This is a genomic window from Streptomyces sp. NPDC052052, assembly GCF_040680455.1.
Classification (GTDB): Bacteria; Actinomycetota; Actinomycetes; order Streptomycetales; family Streptomycetaceae; genus Streptomyces.
Window position 1 is genome coordinate 43,240 of sequence record NZ_JBFAWU010000029.1, and the last position, 18,504, is coordinate 61,743.

The 18,504-nt window shown below is 70.8% G+C and carries 17 protein-coding genes and 1 pseudogene; 13 read left to right on the forward strand and 5 right to left on the reverse strand.

Translation table 11 applies throughout. The features are described from left to right. Positions 1-7: 7 nt before the first annotated feature. Complete coding sequence (zapE, locus tag AB0L71_RS28795) at positions 8-1,099, reverse strand: cell division protein ZapE (protein WP_365248340.1); 1,092 nt, start codon at positions 1,097-1,099, stop codon at positions 8-10. A 37-nt stretch (positions 1,100-1,136) separates the two neighbouring features. Between zapE and AB0L71_RS28800 the strand changes: the two genes are divergently transcribed. The 4 genes from AB0L71_RS28800 to msrB all read left to right on the forward strand — a co-directional run bounded on the left by AB0L71_RS28800 (position 1,137) and on the right by msrB (position 4,525). Continuing rightward, positions 1,137-1,901, forward strand: coding sequence for a pyrimidine reductase family protein (locus AB0L71_RS28800; protein WP_365248342.1), 765 nt, complete (start codon positions 1,137-1,139; stop codon positions 1,899-1,901). Between the two features lie 148 nt (positions 1,902-2,049). Then, entirely contained in the window at positions 2,050-2,502 is a 453-nt protein-coding gene (locus AB0L71_RS28805) for an indole-3-glycerol phosphate synthase (RefSeq protein WP_365248430.1), read from the forward strand. A 208-nt stretch (positions 2,503-2,710) separates the two neighbouring features. Further along, positions 2,711-4,105 carry a UDP-N-acetylmuramate--L-alanine ligase gene (gene murC / locus AB0L71_RS28810; protein ID WP_365248344.1) on the forward strand — a complete coding sequence of 465 codons (1,395 nt, stop codon included), beginning with the start codon at positions 2,711-2,713 and terminating at the stop codon, positions 4,103-4,105. Between the two features lie 12 nt (positions 4,106-4,117). Then, a complete protein-coding gene (gene msrB / locus AB0L71_RS28815) occupies positions 4,118-4,525 on the forward strand; it encodes a peptide-methionine (R)-S-oxide reductase MsrB (protein ID WP_365248346.1) in 408 nt (135 codons plus the stop codon). 34 nt (positions 4,526-4,559) lie between these two features. Here the strand turns inward: msrB and AB0L71_RS28820 are convergent, their stop codons facing one another. Further along, on the reverse strand, positions 4,560-5,030 hold the full coding sequence (locus AB0L71_RS28820) for a hypothetical protein (RefSeq protein ID WP_365248348.1): 471 nt from the start codon (positions 5,028-5,030) through the stop codon (positions 4,560-4,562). A gap of 205 nt (positions 5,031-5,235) precedes the next feature. Beyond that, the gene (locus AB0L71_RS28825; protein ID WP_365248350.1) at positions 5,236-7,668 is read right to left on the reverse strand and encodes a GTPase-associated protein 1-related protein; all 2,433 of its coding nucleotides are present in this window, start codon (positions 7,666-7,668) and stop codon (positions 5,236-5,238) included. Positions 7,669-8,045: 377 nt separating this feature from the next. On the opposite strand from AB0L71_RS28825, the gene AB0L71_RS28830 reads away from it, so the two are divergent. Further along, positions 8,046-8,930: a peptidase S1 gene (locus AB0L71_RS28830; RefSeq protein WP_365248352.1), complete on the forward strand. Its 885-nt coding sequence runs from the start codon at positions 8,046-8,048 to the stop codon at positions 8,928-8,930. Between the two features lie 560 nt (positions 8,931-9,490). On the opposite strand, the gene AB0L71_RS28835 is transcribed toward AB0L71_RS28830, so the two are convergent. After that, the gene (locus AB0L71_RS28835) at positions 9,491-9,808 is read right to left on the reverse strand and encodes a beta/gamma crystallin domain-containing protein (RefSeq protein ID WP_365248354.1); all 318 of its coding nucleotides are present in this window, start codon (positions 9,806-9,808) and stop codon (positions 9,491-9,493) included. 503 nt (positions 9,809-10,311) lie between these two features. Between AB0L71_RS28835 and AB0L71_RS28840 the strand changes: the two genes are divergently transcribed. From AB0L71_RS28840 to AB0L71_RS28870, 7 genes and pseudogenes are all read left to right on the forward strand, one after another. Continuing rightward, positions 10,312-11,130 carry an LLM class F420-dependent oxidoreductase gene (locus AB0L71_RS28840; protein ID WP_365248356.1) on the forward strand — a complete coding sequence of 273 codons (819 nt, stop codon included), beginning with the start codon at positions 10,312-10,314 and terminating at the stop codon, positions 11,128-11,130. Positions 11,131-11,194: 64 nt separating this feature from the next. Beyond that, positions 11,195-11,623: a TIGR03668 family PPOX class F420-dependent oxidoreductase gene (locus AB0L71_RS28845; protein ID WP_365248358.1), complete on the forward strand. Its 429-nt coding sequence runs from the start codon at positions 11,195-11,197 to the stop codon at positions 11,621-11,623. Between the two features lie 276 nt (positions 11,624-11,899). After that, on the forward strand, positions 11,900-12,928 hold the full coding sequence (gene tdh / locus AB0L71_RS28850) for an L-threonine 3-dehydrogenase (RefSeq protein ID WP_365248360.1): 1,029 nt from the start codon (positions 11,900-11,902) through the stop codon (positions 12,926-12,928). Positions 12,929-13,033: 105 nt separating this feature from the next. Next, the gene (locus AB0L71_RS28855; RefSeq protein WP_365248362.1) at positions 13,034-14,227 is read left to right on the forward strand and encodes a glycine C-acetyltransferase; all 1,194 of its coding nucleotides are present in this window, start codon (positions 13,034-13,036) and stop codon (positions 14,225-14,227) included. A 101-nt stretch (positions 14,228-14,328) separates the two neighbouring features. Further along, a complete protein-coding gene (locus AB0L71_RS28860; protein WP_365248364.1) occupies positions 14,329-15,261 on the forward strand; it encodes a LysR family transcriptional regulator in 933 nt (310 codons plus the stop codon). 53 nt (positions 15,262-15,314) lie between these two features. Beyond that, a pseudogene (locus AB0L71_RS28865) lies at positions 15,315-15,560 on the forward strand (Uma2 family endonuclease); the annotation flags it as partial. Positions 15,561-15,710: 150 nt separating this feature from the next. Further along, positions 15,711-16,838, forward strand: coding sequence for an aminopeptidase P family protein (locus AB0L71_RS28870; RefSeq protein WP_365248366.1), 1,128 nt, complete (start codon positions 15,711-15,713; stop codon positions 16,836-16,838). 102 nt (positions 16,839-16,940) lie between these two features. Here the strand turns inward: AB0L71_RS28870 and AB0L71_RS28875 are convergent, their stop codons facing one another. Further along, positions 16,941-17,408 (reverse strand): hypothetical protein, encoded by a 468-nt coding sequence (locus AB0L71_RS28875; RefSeq protein WP_365248368.1) that lies wholly within the window; start codon positions 17,406-17,408, stop codon positions 16,941-16,943. Positions 17,409-17,833: 425 nt separating this feature from the next. Between AB0L71_RS28875 and AB0L71_RS28880 the strand changes: the two genes are divergently transcribed. Continuing rightward, complete coding sequence (locus tag AB0L71_RS28880; RefSeq protein WP_365248370.1) at positions 17,834-18,445, forward strand: hypothetical protein; 612 nt, start codon at positions 17,834-17,836, stop codon at positions 18,443-18,445. Positions 18,446-18,504: the final 59 nt, after the last annotated feature.

Below are 18,504 nucleotides of genomic sequence, written 5' to 3' on the forward strand. Positions count from 1 at the left end.
CCTGAACCTACTGGGCCACCAGACCCTTTGCGTCGCGGGCGAGCGCGGTCAGCCGGGAGATCGCCCGGAAGTACTTCTTGCGGTACCCGCCGTTCAGCATCTCCTCGCTGAACAACTTGTCGAACGGGACTCCGGAGGCGAGCACCGGAACCTCCCGGTCGTACAGCCGGTCGGCGAGGACGACGAGCCGCAGCGCGGTCGACTGGTCGGGCACCGGCTGGACATCGGTGAGGCAGACCGCCCGCAGGTCGTCCGTCAGCGCGCCGTAGCGGCTCGGGTGGACCCGGGAGAGGTGCTGGAGGAGCGAGGGGAAATCGTCCAGGGCGGCGCCCTCGGTGGCGTACGCGGCCTTGGTGACCTGTTCGTCGGAGTACGGGGCGGGGGCTGCGGGCAGCCCGCGGTGGCGGTAGTCCTCGCCGTCGATCCGCAGCGGCCGGAAGTGCGCCGACAGCCCCTGGATCTCGCGCAGGAAGTCGGCGGCGGCGAACCGGCCCTCGCCGAGCTTGCCGGGCAGCGTGTTGGAGGTGGCGGCGAGCGCGACCCCGGCCTCGACCAGCCGGCTCAGCAGGGAGGACACCAGCACCGTGTCGCCCGGGTCGTCCAGCTCGAACTCGTCGATGCACAGCAGCCGGTGCCCGCTCAGCGTCCGCACGGTCTGCTGGAAGCCCAGCGCGCCGACCAGGTTCGTCAGCTCGACGAACGTGCCGAAGGCCTTCAGCGAGGGCGCGGCGGGGGTGGCGTGCCAGAGGGAGGCCAGCAGGTGGGTCTTGCCGACGCCGTATCCGCCGTCGAGGTAGACCCCGAGGGGCGCCGCGGGCGCGGTCGGCTTCCTGCCGAACCACTTGCGCTTGCCGGACCCCGTGGCATGCGCCCCGCCGAGCCCGGACGCGAATCCGCTCAGGACCTCGACCGCCTCGGACTGGCTCGATTGCCTGGGGTCCGGGACGTACGTATCGAAGCGCACGGAGTCGAAGCGAGGCGGCGGCACCATCTCGGCGACCAGGCGGTCGGCGGGGACGTGCGGCTCGCGGGCGCACAGGGACAGCGGGGCCGTTTCGGCTATGGGGCTCTGCCCCGGCACGGCGGTGGAGGACGACACAACTCTCCACTTTAAGGGCCATGCCAGACTGCAGGACATGCGACGCCTCTTCCCTGTGACCGACCTGACACCGGCTGACGACGAGGGGGAATGGAGTCTGGACGCCCTGGCCGAGGCCTACGCGTACCCCGAGCAGGACGGCCCCTGGCTGCGCGCCAACATGGTGTCGACGCTGGACGGCGCCGCCCAGCACGACGGGCGCTCCCAGCCGATCTCCAGCGAGAGCGACATGCGGATCTTCGGCACCCTGCGCGCGCTGGCCGACGCGGTCGTGGTGGGGGCGGAGACGGTACGCCTGGAGGGCTACCGGCCCGCCAGGGCCCGCGAGGCCTTCGCTGCCCGCAGGGCAGCGGCCGGGCAGGGCCCCGCACCGGCGATCGCCGTGGTGAGCGGCAGCCTGGATCTGGACTTCACGCTGCCGCTCTTCGTCGCGCCGCTCGTCCCGACCCTGGTACTGACCGGCGCCGGAGCCCCGGCGGCCCGGATCGAGGCGGCGCGGAAGGCGGGCGCCGAGGTGGTGGTCGCGGGGGAGGGCAGCCGGGTGGACCCCGCCCGAGCCGTGCGGGAGCTGGCGGACCGGGGGCTCCGGCGGCTGCTGACCGAGGGCGGCCCGAGGATGCTGGGCCAGTTCGTGGCGGCCGGAGTGCTGGACGAGATGTGCCTGACCCTCTCGCCGATGCTGACCGCCGGAGACGCGCAGCGGATCGCAGGGGGACGCTCGGTGGCGGTGCCGGAACGATTCACCCTGATGTCGATCCTGGAAGAAGCCGGGTTTCTCTTCACCCGTTACCGTCGGATCTGACCATCATCGGAATATTCCGTTCCGGTTAGCTTCCGATGGGCACAATGGATCTCGCAGACCCCGTGCGAGCACGGGGAAGGACGGTTCAGCAGAGACTGGCGACGGTTACCGAAGCAGAAGGGCGCCCGTGGTGTTCACCAGCGTTTTGATGATCGAGAAGCCCCTCACTTCCGAGGACGTCGAATTCGTCACCACCCTGCACGGAGAGGAACAGGCCTCGTTCGTGGTGCTCATGCAGCCGCGTGGTGACCAGGCCGATGTGCTGTTGCGGGCCATCGACGACCTGGCCATGGGCGAACTGAAGGAAGCCGCCCGGGAGGGGGAGGAACCGGAGGGCAGAGATGCCAGAAAGTCGGCCGAACTGGCGCTCGAGGTGTCTCTCGAGGCCCTGCGCCAGGCGGGCTGCGAAGCGGTCGGACAGGTGGTCGAGGACCACCCGCTGGACAAGCTGAAGTCCGTCGTCGACGACGCGGAGGCGGACGAGGTCATCGTGCTGACCGCGCCGCACTACGTGGAGGAGTTCTTCCACCGGGACTGGGCGTCCAGGGCCCGGCACAAGGTCGGCGTACCGGTGCTCAAGCTTTTCGCGCACAGCGAATAAGGGCTGTCCCGTAATCCCCGGTGGATGAGCGCGCGGCGTCAGATGCGGTGCATCGCAAGGCGGAGGGTCGTCCTCATACCGGGTCGTATTCGGGCGAGCCCGACAACGCTGCGAGGTGCCGTAGCTGTCGTCGGGCGCCCGCCGGGGATTACGGGACAGCCCTTAGGCTGGGCGGGTACTCGTTTCGAACTTCTGGGGAGACACACACATGGCACCCGGTATTCCTGCCGCCATGGAACGGCCGCACTTCATCGGCATCGGCGGCGCCGGGATGTCGGGCATCGCGAAGATCCTCGCCCAGCGCGGAGCGAAGGTCGCGGGCAGCGACGCCAAGGAATCGGGAACCGCCGAGGCGCTCAGGGCGCTGGGGGCGACCGTCCACATCGGGCACTCCGCCGCGCACCTGGCGGACGACGCCTCGTGCGTGGTCGTCTCCAGCGCCATCCGCCCCGACAACCCGGAGCTGGTGCGCGCCGCCGAGCTGTCGATCCCCGTCGTACACCGCTCCGACGCGCTCGCCTCCCTGATGGAGGACCTGCGCGCGATCGCGGTGGCCGGTACGCACGGCAAGACGACCACCACCTCGATGCTGGCCGTCGCCCTGTCCGCCCTGGACCTCGACCCGTCGTACGCCATCGGCGGCGACCTCGCGGGCCCCGGCACCAACGCCGAGCACGGCGAGGGCCGGATCTTCGTCGCCGAGGCGGACGAGAGCGACCGCAGCTTCCAGAAGTACGACCCCGAGGTGGCGATCGTCCTCAATGTCGAGCTGGACCACCACGCGAACTACGCCTCGATGGACGAGATCTACGAGTCCTTCGAGACGTTCGCCGGAAAGATCGTCCCCGACGGCACCCTGGTGATCTCCGCCGACCAGGCCGGCGCCGTCGAGCTGACCGAGCGGGTACGCGCCCGGTCCGCGGTGAAGGTCGTGACCTACGGCGAGGCGGAGACCGCCGACGTACGCGTCCACAAGATCACCCCGCGGGGCCTGACCAGCGAGGTCACGGTCGTCCTCAACGGGAAGTTCCTCACCTTCGCGGTCTCCGTGCCCGGCCGCCACTACGCCCTCAACGCCGTCGCCGCCCTCGCGGCCGGTGTCGCCCTCGGCATCCCGGCCCACAACCTCGCCTCGGCCCTCGGCAAGTACACCGGCGTCAAGCGCCGCCTCCAGCTCAAGGGCGAGGCCGCGGGCGTGCAGGTCGTCGACTCCTACGCCCACCACCCCACCGAGATGACCGCCGACCTCGAAGCGATGCGCGGCGCGGCGTCGGACGCCCGCCTCCTGGTCGTCTTCCAGCCCCACCTCTTCTCCCGCACCCAGGAGCTCGGCACCGAGATGGGCCAGGCCCTCGCACTGGCCGACGCCTCCGTGGTCCTGGACATCTACCCGGCCCGCGAGGACCCGATCCCGGGCATCACCAGCGACCTGATCATCGACGCGGCACGGGCCGCGGGCGCCGACGTCACCGCCGTCCACGACAAGGCGGCGGTCCCCGAGGCCGTCGCGGGAATGGCGAAGCCCGGTGACCTCGTTCTCACCATGGGCGCGGGCGACGTCACGGACCTCGGCCCGCAGATCCTGGACCACCTGTCGAGCTGAGGGAGCGGCGACGTGGCGTACGACATCGAGAAGCCGGACGAGCAGTGGCGGGCCGAGCTGACCCCCGCGGAGTACGCGGTCCTGCGGCAGGCCGGCACCGAACCCGCCTTCGTCGGTGAATACACCGACACCAGGACGACGGGCGTGTACTCCTGCCGCGCCTGTGGCGCGGAGCTGTTCCGCTCCGACACCAAGTTCGCGTCGCACTGCGGCTGGCCGTCCTTCTACGACCCGAAGGACACGGACGCGGTCGAACTGCTCCAGGACCGCAGCCACGGCATGGTTCGCACCGAGGTCCGCTGCGCCCGCTGCGGATCGCACCTCGGCCATGTCTTCGAGGGCGAGGGCTACCCGACCCCGACGGACCAGCGGTACTGCATCAACTCCATCTCGCTGCGGCTGACGCCCGACGAGGGCTGACGGCCACCACCTGAGCGAGGGCTGACGCCGGGCGTCAGCCCTCGCCCCCGTCCTCGGCGCTCTCCGGACGCAGCAGCGGATGGGCGACCCCCGGAAAGACCCGGGCCCGCACCACGGGTTCCGCGGACCCGCCACGGGTCACCGTCTCGGCGACACCCCACGGCCGGCCGGGCAGCACGACCGTCAGGATGTACGAGGACGCGCACCCCAGGCAGTCGTAGCGGTCCGCCCAGCTCTCCACCTCCGTGACACTGCCGGGGTAGCGCGCCACGTGCCGGTGCAGCGCGTGGCAGCGCTCGCACCGCTCGCCGGGCTCGCACGTACCACCGCAGGGGCAGGGGACGTCGAGCGAGTCGGCGGGATGCCAGCGCTGGGTGCGGACGGCCTCCCGCGTGGCGCCCATGTCCTTCATCGCCTTCAGATTGCGCGCGGCGACGTTGTACGACTCGCCGGTCGCGGCCATCCGGTCGCGGATGACGTCCTTGCGTCCGCGGTTCGTCGTCATCTGTTTCCTCCTGGGGGTGTCACGCAGCCCGCCGGGAGCGCACGAGATCGACAGGTCACATCGAGATGTCCCACGGTACCGGTCGCCCCGGACCGGCCATGCCCCGCAGTGTTCCCGGCGCCATGACCCGCAGGAGCCCCGGGCCGGACAGCCGCCGCTCCCACGACCGTCCCCGTGTGACCCACGGCCCCATGGCCGCCCCTACCTACGACCGCCGCACCCGTGCCGTGAGCCTGCTGCCGAGCCGGCGGCCGAAGCCGCCCGGCCGGTTCCAGGCCCGGAACGCCTCCGCCGTGCGGCTGCTGCTCGTGCGCCCGGCCGCCTCCTCGACGGCGGCCACCGCGCCGGCGGACAGGCCGCGCACCACCGGCCGCAGCACCTCCTCCAGCAGCGCCGCCCGGGTCTCTCCCCAGGCGCGGCCCGCGTGCGGATGGGAGGTCCAGACGGTGAAGCAGTCGGCCACATAGCCGGGTTCGGACCGCAGCCGGGCGAGCACGGTGTCATGGCGGGCCGCCGTGCCGTAGGCCGCGATGAGGTCCGCGTCGCCGCTGTGGACGAAGGCGTACAGCTCGGCCTCCGGCCGGTCCGGCGCGAGCAGCACCCGGGCCAGCGTGCCGAACGCCTGGTCGCGCACGCCCGGCTCCACCGGTTCGGCCCCGGCGCACAGCGTCCGGGCCCGTTCGGCCCAGCCGGGCTCCGCCGTCCCCGACCGGAGGTCCCGCGCGAACTCCAGGAGCAGCAGGGCGCCGCGTACCCGCGCGTCGAGCTCCTGCGGGAAGCCGCGCAACAGGTCGTGGGCGAGCTCGGGGGCCTCCTCGTCGTCGGCGGGGGCAGCGAGCGCCGCCGCGACGAGCACGGACCAGGTGCCGGCCGTGCGGTGCGCGTCGGAGGTGGTGGCGTCCAGCACCAGACGGGCCTCGCCAGCCGTCGGTGTCCCGTCGCCCCAGACCAGCCCCACCGCGGTCCGGAGTACCAACGGTTCCGTGAACGGGGACATGCCCCCGGCACGGAGCACCGCGTGCAGCGCCTGCACCCGGTCGCCGCCATCCGCCACGATGCCGGGCGCCGCCGCGCACATCCGCAGATGCGGCAACGCCTGGGTCCCGGTGAACGGCAGGGCGACACCCGCCAGCAGCCGCTCCGTCGCCGCCGGGTCCTGCGGGGCGATCCGGTCCAGTTCGCCCAGCAGCGCGGTACGGACGTCGAACTGTTCGTCCAGGAGGCCGAGCAGCAACGGCCCGCAGTCGCCCGCCCCTTCGGCCAGCAGCGAACGGGCCATGCGGCGTACGACAGCGGGCAGCAGGTCGGCGCAGTCCACGCCGAGCAGCCGTGCGATCCGCAGCAACTGCACGGTCCGCGCCACACCGCGACCGGGCACGGCGGGCGCACCGGTGGCGAGTTCGGCACGGAGGTCGTCGCCCAGGGTGGCGACGAGGGTGGCGGCGACGCGTTCCCCGGTCGGTCCGTCGAAGACCGACCGCGCGGGCGGTTCGACGCCGACATCGCCCCCACGCACTGTCTCCGTCACCAGCAGGGCGGCGAGCGAGGCGGTCACGGTGGCCGGGGAGCGCCCGTCGAGCGCGGACAACAGCCGTGCCACAGCGGCCAGTTCGGTGTCCGTCCGGTCGAGCCCGGGGGCGGTCAGCGCGTCGGCCAGCCGCCGCGTCCGTTCCTCGTCCAGCGCATACGGCCGCTCGGCGGCCCAGTCCGCTGCCGCGGCCCGCTCGACGGAGCCGAGCACCACGCCCGCACAGAGCGCCGTGACGGCGAGCGGTCCGGCGGCGAAGGGCTCGCCCGGAAGCCCGGCCGCCACCCGGAACAGCTCCGGGGACCGGTTCCGCCAGATGCGGGCACAGGTCTCGGCCCAGGCGTCGTCCACCGGTCCCGCCGGGCGCGACCCCGCGCAGTTGTGCACCCGGAGCAGGCCCCCGTCGTCGGAACCGGTCTCCACGGCGTCGCCCGGCAGCACCCCGACGATCCGGTGCGGGCAGTCCGTCGGACGCCGGGTATAGGTGGTGAAGGTCAACTGCTGGGCGCTGTCCGGCGGAAGCACGGCCGTGGCGAGGGCGATCCACCGGGCCACGTCGGCGCTCTGCCGCTCGACCAGCACGATCCGCGCCGGGACTGGTTCCTGGCTCACCCGGCGCAGGTCGGCGAAGACTGCCGCCAGCCAGGGGCTCCGGGAGACCGCGAAGTCGTTCAGTGTCTCCGGCCCGAACGCGGCAGAGGCGGGCAGTGCGGCCAGTCGGCCGGGTGCGGAGCCGTCCGGTGGTGTGGAGGCCCAGCTCGGCGACCGCCACGCCGTGATCGGCAGCGCGTCGCCCGGCAGCCGGGTCCCGGCCGGGAGATGTACCGCGTGCGCGTGGAAACGACCGGTGCCGGGGCCGCCGAGTGCCACGGTGCGGCTCAGCAGATGACTTCCGTCGGACAGTGCGCTGAAGGAGAACGCCTCGGGAAACGAACGGAGTTCGGCGTTCTTCGGGTGATACGGGGCGTCGGTCGGCGGCTCGTAGGCGAGAAGCTGCTCGGCCTCGGCCAGGACCGGTGTGGGTATCCCGGCGCTGACCGCCGTGAACCGCGCACCGCTCCCGTCGTTTCCCGCAGAGGCAGAGGTGTAGTGCAACTGCGCGAGGCTCATGCTTCGGCCCTCTTCGTCCTTGCCGCGAACGTCCCCGTACCGTCAGCACGCTCGCTCCGTCGGCCGTCCGTCGAGGGCAGGGCCGTCCGGGCGCAGCGACGACCCCGGCGGGGAGCGGTCCGCAATCGCGGGAGCGACGCTATCAAGGCGCGACCCTCCCGCACGCCCCCTGCTGAAAGATCAACGGAGCGACCCGGCGGGGAAGCTCGGTTCACAGGGGAGGCGCACAGAACGGCCCTGCCCAGTGCGCCCTCGTCACTCCAATGGCCGTCGCCCCAACGCACCCACCCGATCGTTGGTCGTCTTCGGATTGACCAATCCCCCGTGGGCGCCGCGTTCCGGGCCCAAGGGTCCCTCTCCGTAAAGGAGTTATTCCGTTGAACCTCAAGACTCTCTCTGCGGTGGCCGCCGTTCTCGCCCTCGCCGGTCTCGCCGGCGCGTCCACGGCCGGTGCGGCGCCCGGCACGGTTTCCGGCGACGGCGGAAACCGCATCGGCGTCCTGAAGGACAACGGCGACGCCCTCGTCAAGGCGGGCGGCCTCAGCGCCACCTGGGTCAAGGAGCACGGCAACGTCAAGCAGATCACTCTGTCCGGCAACCGCATCGGTGTTCTCACGGGTGACGGCATCGCCTGGGTGAAGGAGGGCGGCCTCAGCGCGACCTGGGTTCGCGAGGCCGACGACGTGAAGCAGATCGCGCTCTCCGGCAACCGTATCGGCGTCCTGAAGGACAACGGCGACGCGTACGTGAAGGAGGGTGGCCTCAGCGCCAGTTGGGTTCTGGAAGCGGGCAACGTCAAGGAATTGGAGCTCTCGGGCAACCGCATCGGCGTGGTGAAGGGCAACGGTGACGCGTACGTGAAGGAGGGCGGCCTCAGCGCGACGTGGGTCAAGGAGTCCGGCAACGTCATCGGCATCGACCTGTCGGGCAACCGGATCGGTGTGCTCACGGGCAACGGTGTCGCCTGGGTCAAGGAGGGCGGTCTGAGCGCGACGTGGGTCCGGGAGTCCGACGACATCATCCAGCTCGAACTGTCGGGCAACCGGATCGGTGTGCTGAAGGACAACGGTGATGCGTACGTGAAGGAGGGCGGCCTCAGCGCGACCTGGGTCCACGAGTACACCCACACCATCCAGATCGCCCTGTCCGGCAATCGCATCGGCGTCCTCAAGGGTGACGGTGACGCGCGGGTCAAGGAGGGCGGCCTGAGCGCGACCTGGGTCCTGGAGGCCAACCACGTCACCGAGCTGGCGCTGTCCTGATGCCCGCTGACGTCATCGCCCGACGGCCGGCCTGACACCCGCCGTGCCGCGCAACGGAGTTGATCCGATGCGCGGCATGGCGCAGTGTCGTTCGGAAGCTGTGTGCGTCAGCCGCTGAGCGCATACGCCACGAAGCCGGTCCAGGCGGCGGGGGAGAGGGCGAGCTGAGGGGACGTGCTCGACCTTGGAGGCGGTGGGGCAGGTGGCGAACTCTACGCAGGAGTCGCTGTCGCCGCCGCTGTAGGCGGACTTGGGAGTCGTACGACAACGCCACCGGCCTTGACCGCGCCAGATGGCGAGGCTGCCGGTGGTCCTGACCTGCTTGTGCAGCGCACTGGTCTCGATCGGCTGCACGGGAGCGAACTCACTGCGGGCTGACGGGCCGGCGGTACACCGAAGCTCCGGCGATCCACGATGACCTGGGAAGGTCACCCATTCGGCCGGAGCTTCGTTGCGTCCGTGACGGGCCGGTGCGGACTCCTCAGCCTGTCAGGGCCTGGGCACTCACACACCCGCCGGGACTTCTGGAAGTTTCTGTAGGAATTCTCTGTAGGAATTCCTTAGAGGATTTCGATAGCATCGACCTTCGGGGTATTCGAATACTTGATATTATTCCACCGGGCGATTTTCACTACATCGCCATTGGCGTCGTAGTACTTCACGTCGTTGTTCCCCGTGGAGATCTGGTCGACCCACCATCCGCCGAAGTCGATCTTCCCTCGGTTCGCGTAGCAGTCCACGCTGTCGCGCCCGTTGCTGTGCGACCAGATCTTCAAGAAACCCGCGTCGGGGTCGCAGGTGACGTGGTCGATGGCGGAAGCGGTTCCGGTTGGTCCGGCCATGGTGAACACGGCAGCTACGGCAAGAGCTGCGCCCATGGTGCGTGCAAAATTCCTCGTCCTTAGGAACACATTTTCCCCTTGAGTCGAATATGGAACCAAGGGCCCACTCCGTCATTGTGGGCACATCGGTGCTTCACGGGCATCTTACGAAGCAATCCATCCCTCCAGGAGACTTCTGGAGGGAATCACCTGAACGTGAATATCCGACCGTGGGTGTCACGGCTCGGCGTATCCATGAACCCGCAATCGCGGGTAAATGCGCGGCTTAAAAATTCTGAACATTTTAGTGGTCGCGTGCGGAAATTCTTCGGGCTGGTCGGGCGTCAGGTCCGCCGGACCGGAACCCTTCGAAGCCGAAGCCGAAGCCGAAGCCGAAGCCGAAGCCGAAGCCTCGCTGTGCGGCTCAGTCCGTACGCCGTGATGGTTCACCCGGGTGGTCATAGGGGCGGGAGCACTTAGGACGGGTAGTCAGGAGAGCGCCACGGTAAGCCCTTTCCGCTTCTGCGCTCGTCCCGTCACCGACCTTCGGAGGAGTCGTCGTGAAATTCGGAGTCTCGACGTTCATCACCGACCAGGGCATCAGCCCGACCGCGCTCGGAACCGCCCTGGAAGAGCGTTCGTTCGACTCGTTGTTCATCGCCGAGCACACCCACATCCCCGTGAACCGCCAGACCCCCTACCCGGGCGGGGGCGACCTGCCGGACATCTACTACCGCACCCTGGACCCCTTCGTCGCCCTGACCGCCATCGGAGTGGTGACCGAGCGGCTGCTGCTGGGTACCGGCATCGCGCTGATCCCGGAGCGCGACCCGATCATCACGGCGAAGGAAGTGGCCTCGCTCGACCTGGTCTCCGGCGGCCGAGTGATTCTCGGTGTCGGTGTCGGCTGGAACCGCGAGGAGATGAGGAACCACGGAACCGACCCCGCCACACGTGGCCGGCTCACCGACGAGCGGCTGCTTGCCATGCGTGAGCTGTGGATCGAGGAGAAGGCCGAGTTCCACGGCGATTTCGTGGACTTCGACCCGGTCTTCTCCTGGCCCAAGCCCGTGCAGCGCCCCCATCCGCCGATCTACGTCGGCGGCGGCGAGGGGGCGTTCCGGCGGGTGGCGCGGTTCGGGGACGCGTGGCTGGCCAACGGCGTGGTGCCGCAGGAGCTGGGCCCGCAGATCGAGCGGCTGAACGCCCTTGCCGACCGGGAGGTGCCGGTGACGGTGTACGGGGTCCCCGGCGATCCCGAGCAGATCGAGGCTTATCGCGAGTTGGGGGTCGAGCGGCTGCTGTTCTCCCTGCCGACGATGCCCGAAGCGGAGACGCTGGAGCACCTGGACCGACTGGCCGACATCATGGCCCGGTAACGGTGAGGTGCGGGACGCCCTTGCGCCTCGGGCCCGTCCGCCGGCCTGGCCGGGAGCGGGTGCGATGCCTGATCTGACGAGCGCCGAGGCGAGGGAGCGGTTCGCCGTGGCGCGCGTCGCACATCTTGCGACGGCCGACGCGGCGGGCCGTCCGCACCTGGTCCCGGTGGTGTTCGCTCTGGACGGCGATGTGGTGGTCCTGGCCGTGGACCACAAACCGAAGCGGACGATAAGGCTGAAACGCCTGGCCAACATCGCCGCCAACCCGTCCGTCTGCCTGCTCACCGACCACTACGAGGACGACTGGGACCGCCTGTGGTGGGCGCGGGCCGATGGCAGAGCCCGCGTGTCCGGGCGGCGGGACCGGTCCTCCGAAGCGGCCCGCGGCGTCGGCCTGCTGACGGCGAAGTACCCGCAGTACGCCGAGCGGCCGCCCGACGGGCCGGTGGTCGAGGTCTCGGTACTGCGCTGGAGCGGCTGGCGCGCCTCCTGATCAGACCTGCCGGCAGGGCGCGCGACGCGCACCGGTGACGGCGCTGTGCACAGCCGACGCTCCGGCATGAAGCACAGCTGCGGGCGCGTTTAAGAAAACCTCGATGGACCTGTGGCGCGGGGTGCGGCAGATTTCTCTGTGACGGCAGAGGATGGTGCGCGGCAGCCGATCGACGCACGCTGCCATGCCGTCCCCCTCTTCTCCCCGGGCCGCAGGCTTCCCCCAAGCTGCCCCGGCCCGGGGTACTCAACGCGTACAGCACAGGGAGCCGCAGCCGTGAAGGCACTCGTGAAGCAGAAGGCCGAGCCGGGACTCTGGCTGATGGACGTGCCGGAGCCGGAGATCGGTCCCTCGGACGTGCTGATCAAGGTGCTCCGCACCGGCATCTGCGGCACCGATCTGCACATCCGGAACTACGACGGCTGGGCCCAGCAGTCCGTACGCACCCCGCTCGTCCTCGGACACGAGTTCGTCGGCGAGGTGGCGGAGATCGGCGCGGACGTGGTCGACATCAGCGTCGGCGACCTGGTCAGCGGCGAGGGCCACCTGGTCTGCGGGAAGTGCCGCAACTGCCTGGCGGGCCGCCGCCACCTGTGCCGTTCCACGCTCGGACTGGGCGTCGGCCGGGACGGGGCGTTCGCTGAGTACGTCGCCCTGCCCGCGTCCAACGTCTGGGTGCACCGGGTTCCCGTCGACCTCGACGTCGCCGCGATCTTCGACCCGTTCGGCAACGCCGTGCACACCGCACTGTCGTTCCCGCTGGTCGGCGAGGACGTACTGATCACCGGCGCCGGCCCGATCGGCATCATGGCCGCCGCCGTCGCCCGGCACGCCGGCGCCCGCCACGTCGTCATCACCGACGTCAGCGAGGCCCGGCTGGAACTGGCCAGGAAGGTCGGCGTCAGCCTCGCCCTCAACGTTGCCGAGGAGACCGTCGCCGAAGGCCAGCAGCGCCTCGGACTGCGCGAGGGATTCGACATCGGCCTGGAGATGTCCGGCCGGCCCGAGGCGATGCGCGAGATGCTCGCGAACATGACCCACGGCGGCCGGATCGCCATGCTCGGACTGCCGTCCGAGGAGTTCGCCGTCGACTGGTCCCGCATCGTCACCTCGATGATCACCCTCAAGGGCATCTACGGCCGTGAGATGTTCGAGACCTGGTACGCCATGTCCGTCCTGCTGGAGGGCGGCCTCGACCTCGCCCCCGTGATCACCGGCCGGTACGGGTACCGGGACTTCGAGGCGGCCTTCGACGACGCGGCGAGCGGGCGCGGCGGCAAGGTCATCCTCGACTGGACCGCCTGAGCCCCGCGACCGCCGAGACCCGAGATCGCCGAAACTCGCGAGCGCCGAGACCCGCGACCGCCTGAGCCCTCCGACCGCCTCCGTACTCAGCTGGGAGACACCCCCATGTTCGACTCCGTCCGCGACGACATGCGCACCACCCTCGACGAGATCCAGGCCGCCGGACTCCACAAGCCCGAGCGTGTGATCGGCACCCCGCAGTCCGCGAGCGTCGCCGTCACCGCCGGCGGCCGCCCCGGTGAGGTGCTCAACTTCTGCGCCAACAACTACCTGGGCCTCGCCGACCACCCCGAGGTGATCGCCGCCGCCCACGAGGCCCTGGACCGCTGGGGCTACGGCATGGCCTCGGTCCGCTTCATCTGCGGCACCCAGGAGGTCCACAAGGAGCTGGAACAGCGGCTCTCCGCGTTCCTCGGCCAGGAGGACACGATCCTCTACTCCTCCTGCTTCGACGCCAACGGCGGCGTCTTCGAGACCCTGCTCGGCCCGGAGGACGCGGTCATCTCCGACGCCCTCAACCACGCCTCCATCATCGACGGCATCCGCCTCTCCAAGGCCAAGCGCTTCCGCTACGCCAACCGCGACATGGCCGACCTGGAGATGCAGCTGAAGGAGGCGTCCGGGGCCCGGCGCCGGCTCGTCGTCACCGACGGCGTCTTCTCCATGGACGGTTACGTCGCCCCGCTGCGCGAGATCTGCGACCTGGCCGAGCGCTACGACGCCATGGTCATGGTCGACGACTCGCACGCGGTCGGCTTCGTCGGCCCCGGCGGACGCGGCACGCCCGAACTGCACGACGTGATGGACCGTGTCGACATCATCACCGGCACCCTCGGCAAGGCGCTCGGCGGCGCGTCCGGCGGCTATGTCGCGGCCCGCTCCGAGATCGTCGCCCTGCTGCGCCAGCGTTCCCGCCCGTACCTCTTCTCCAACTCGCTCGCCCCGGTCATCGCGGCGGCCTCGCTCAAGGTCCTGGACCTGCTGGAGGCCGCGGGCGACCTGCGCGAGCAGCTCAACGCCAACACCGCGCTCTTCCGTAACCGGATGACCGAGGAGGGCTTCGACATCCTGCCCGGCGACCACGCCATCGCCCCCGTCATGATCGGGGACGCGGCGAAGGCAGGCCGGATGGCGGAGCTGCTCCTGGAGCGCGGTGTGTACGTGATCGGGTTCTCCTACCCGGTCGTCCCGCAGGGTGCGGCCCGGATCCGCGTCCAGCTCTCCGCCGCGCACTCCACGGCGGACGTCAACCGCGCCGTGGACGCCTTCGTCGACGCGCGGGCCGCGCTGGGGGAGTAGCCGGCAGAGCAGCGGCGCCGGGAACCAGGCGCGGGACGAGCCCGGCCCCGGGAACCTCACCCGGGGCCGGGCTCCCTTCGTGACCTGGGACAATGGGGAACATGATCGATGCACGACGGCTGCGCATTCTCCGTGCGGTGGCGGACCACCGCACCGTGACCGCCGCAGCCGCCGCGCTGTATCTGACGCCCTCCGCGGTCTCCCAGCAGCTCGCCGCCCTGGAGCAGGAGACCGGGCACCGGCTCGTCGAACGCAATGCGCGCGGCGCCCGGCTCACCCCCGCCGGGGAGATCCTGCTGACGCACACCAACGCGGTGCTGGCGCAGCTGGAACGGGCCGAGGCGGAACTCGCCGCGTACGACGCCGGGGACGCCGGCACGGTCACGGTCGCCGCGTTCGCCACCGGCATCGGCCTGGTTCTCGCCCCCGCGATCGCCGAACTGACCCGCACCGCGCCCGGCATCCGGGTCCGTGTCCAGGACGCCGAGGGCGATGCGAGCGTTCCGATGGTGCTCGACCGGCAGGTCGATGTCGCGGTCGCCGTCGAGTACCGGGGCGCACCGGACGAGGACGACCAGCGGCTGACCCGGGTGCCGCTGTACTCGGAGCCGTTCGACGCGGTCCTGCCGGTGGGGCACCGCCTGGCGGGGCAGGAACAGGTGGCGATCGCCGACCTGGAGAAGGATGCCTGGATCGGCCCCTACCCCGGCAACCCGTGCCATGACGTGATGGTCCTGGCCTGCGAGTTCGCCGGGTTCCAGCCCAGGCTCGCGCACTCCTCGGACGACTTCCGTGCGGTGGTCGCACTGGCCGGTGCGGGCGCCGGGGTGGCGCTGGTGCCGAGGTCGGCGCTGCGCGGGATGGAGCTGACCGGGGTGGTGGTCCGTCCGGTGGAGGGCAGCGCCCCGACCCGCCGGGTCTTCGCCGCGGTGCGGCACGGCGCGGAGGGCCACCCGCTGATCGCACCGGTGCTGGACGCTCTGGCCGCGGCGGCGGTACGGGAGGCGGCGCTGCCGCTGCCGGCTTTGCCGTGAGGTGGGGCCCGGCGCCTTCGCATGAGGTTCCCCCAGGTCACACCACTCCAAAGATCCTCATCGTCGAGGTGACGTCGGAGTCGAACGCGGAGACCGACCGGGTCGTGAAACGCCGCCGGTACGCCGAGTACGGGGCCCCGCTCCACCTCGTCGTCGACCGGATCGAGGGCAGCACCACCCTGTTCTCCGAGCCGGGCCGCCTCGGCTACACCCGTGTCGACGGCCCGCGCCCGTTCGGGACCGTGCTGCGCCTGCCGGACCCGTTCGACCTGGACATCAGCGGCCTGTCGCCGGCCTGACCGCGGAGGCCACGGACTCCACCGAGGCCGTGGAGGTCACCGGGGCTGCCACCGATCAGACGGCCGCCAGGGGGCCTGGCCTCCCGCTCGCGGGGAGCGGTCCACGCGGGCAGGATGCTGTATGCCGTGTCACGTCGTCAGGAGGCTCGCATGACCAGCCCGAACCAGCCCGCACCGTTCACCGCCGACGACTACCGGGCCCGGATGGCCCGTGCCGCCGAGGGTGCCGCCGAGGCCGGGCTCGCGGGAGTGCTGGTCGCCCCCGGCCCCGACCTCGTCCACCTCACCGGCTACCAGCCCGTGAACACCGAACGCCTCACCGTCCTCGTCATCGTGCCCGGCCGTGACCCGGTCCTCGTCGTCCCGACCCTGGAGGCCCCGGACGCCGAGAGCGCGGTCGGCTCGCCCGCGTTCACCCTCCGGGACTGGACCGACGGCAAGGACCCGTACGCCGTCACCGCACCCCTGCTCGACGGCCGGGGCCGGTTCGCGGTCAGCGACAACGCCTGGGCGATGCATCTGCTGGGCCTTCAGCGGACCCTTCCGGACACCTCGTACGTCTCCCTCACCGAGGCGCTGCCGATGCTGCGCGCGGTGAAGGACGCCGCCGAGCTGGAGCGGATCGCGGCCGCCGGAGCCGCCGCCGACGCCACCTACGGCGAGATCCTCAAGGTGCGCTTCGCCGGCCGCAAGGAGACCGACATCGCCGCCGACCTGTCCGCCCTGCTCAAGCAGTACGGGCACTCCCAGGTCGACTTCACCGTCGTCGGCTCCGGCCCCAACGGCGCCAACCCGCACCACGAGGCGGGCGACCGCGTCATCGAGCACGGCGACATGGTCGTGCTCGACTTCGGCGGCCTCAAGCACGGGTACGGCTCCGACACCTCCCGGACCGTCCACGTCGGCGAACCCACCGCCGAGGAGCAGCGGGTCCACGACATCGTGCGGCAGGCCCAGCAGGCGGGCTGCGACGCGGTCCGGCCCGGGATCGCCTGCCAGGAGATCGACCGGGCCGCCCGCACCGTCATCACCGAGGCCGGCTACGGCGAGCAGTTCATCCACCGCACCGGCCACGGCATCGGGGTCACCACCCACGAACCGCCCTACATGATCGAGGGCGAGGAGCAGCCGCTGGTGCCCGGGATGTGCTTCTCCGTGGAGCCGGGTATCTACCTGCCGGGCCGGTTCGGTGTCCGGATCGAGGACATCGTGACCGTGACCGAGGACGGCGGCCGACGCCTCAACAGCACGTCGCGCGAACTGGCCATCGTCGAGTAGCCGCGACCGCACGTGGCCGACGGGCCGCCGGAGCCTGCCGGGTGGTGTCCGACCTGAGGAGTGGCCTTCGACCGGGCGGCTGCGGAGGCCAGTGCAGCTGCCTCATCTCTGCCCTTCGCGCCGATGCCGGGCTTCCCTCCGGAGCGGGGCTTCGTCGTCGGGAATGTCCGGGGAGGTGAAGTGGAAGGGCACTTCGAGGCGGTGAGCGAGGGCCGCGCCCGCCGCGGCAGCAGTGGGGCCCGGCGGGCGTCCGCCGGGGCGACGGCGGACGGTCGCCAAGTGGCCCTCCCCGGGCGGGTCGTCCAGGACCGCGACCAGCAGGACGAACCAGTTGTGGACGGTGTCGCCGTCCCACAGAGCCTCGACGGCAACCAGCCGGCCGGGGAGAGCCGCGGCACGAGTGGTGAGCGAGGGGACGTCGAGCGGATCGGGGGACGCGCGCTGAACCCGGTCCCCGAGGGCCTGGTAGCGAGCGTGGACCACCTGCTCCGCCTCATACAGGCCCAGTCCCAACGGGCGAAGGGCCTCCCATACAGCCGTGACTGCCGTCATCCGCTGGTCGCGTTGCACACTCGCATCGACCTCCGACCGTGTCTGTTCCTCGAGACAGGCCCACCAGTCGCTCACCGGGCGACCGGCCAGGGTTCCGGAGCGTTCATCATGCGCCGAACGTACTTCAGTTTCGGCCCCTGTTCGTGCCGCGGTCGGTCGGAGTCGGTCCGGCCAAGGTGCCCCTTCGAGAGCCGGACGCAAGCGGAGCCGATCGCGTACCCTGACCAGTCCAGGCCCCATGGGCGCCGCGCTCACGGCACATCACCGTGGTTCGGCTCCCACAGGCCGACCGGTACCAGACGCTCAGTCAAGCCGATGCCCCGCACACAGCACGACGAAGCCTCCGCGTGTCAGGCAGGATCTGACCGCCACCCTGCACAAGAACTGACAGAGCTCGGTGCGACCGCTTGCGACGAGCCCGCTCTTACGTCCTACGAGGCGCCGTGACCGACCACCTGCAAGCCGTGATCGACATGATCGGGCCGCCCGAGAACCGCTTTGCCGATCCGGCTGCCTGGGCCCGGCTGGAGGCCGAGCTCGGCACAACGCTTCCCGCCGACTACAAGATCATCGTTGACGCCTACGCGCCGATCCAGATCAACGGGCATCTGTTCCTGCCGCATCCGGCCACCGGACGCTGGAACCTGGCTGAAGAGATACGGGGCACCTCGCGAGTGTGGGCCGAGACGCGTTGGCAACGGGACTGGAGAGACGACCCTGAGTCCGACCCCCGCGTTATCTGCGGGCTGCCGGACCTTGCCTTCGGAACACGGGAGGGTCTGATTCCGCTGGCCGGCACGGACCGGGGAGAGGTCATCTTCCTGGCACCCGAGGTCCACGGGTTCCCCGGAGGCATGTGCGTGGCGTGCGAAGACGGGGACTGGGCCGGATACCCGATGTCCTTCAGCGAGTGGATGTACCGGTTCCTGATCGGACAGGACATGGCGGGGTACCGGAGTGCCGCGTTCTATCCCGGACCCGTTCTGCTGGAGTACCCGCCGATGGCGCCCGGTGAGCCCACAAAAGTCGGGCACGGTCCGGAACGGGGCATGTAGACCAACGGGCCCATGGAGACGGCACCCGGCGGATCCCGTGCTCGGCAGCGTCCGGCCCA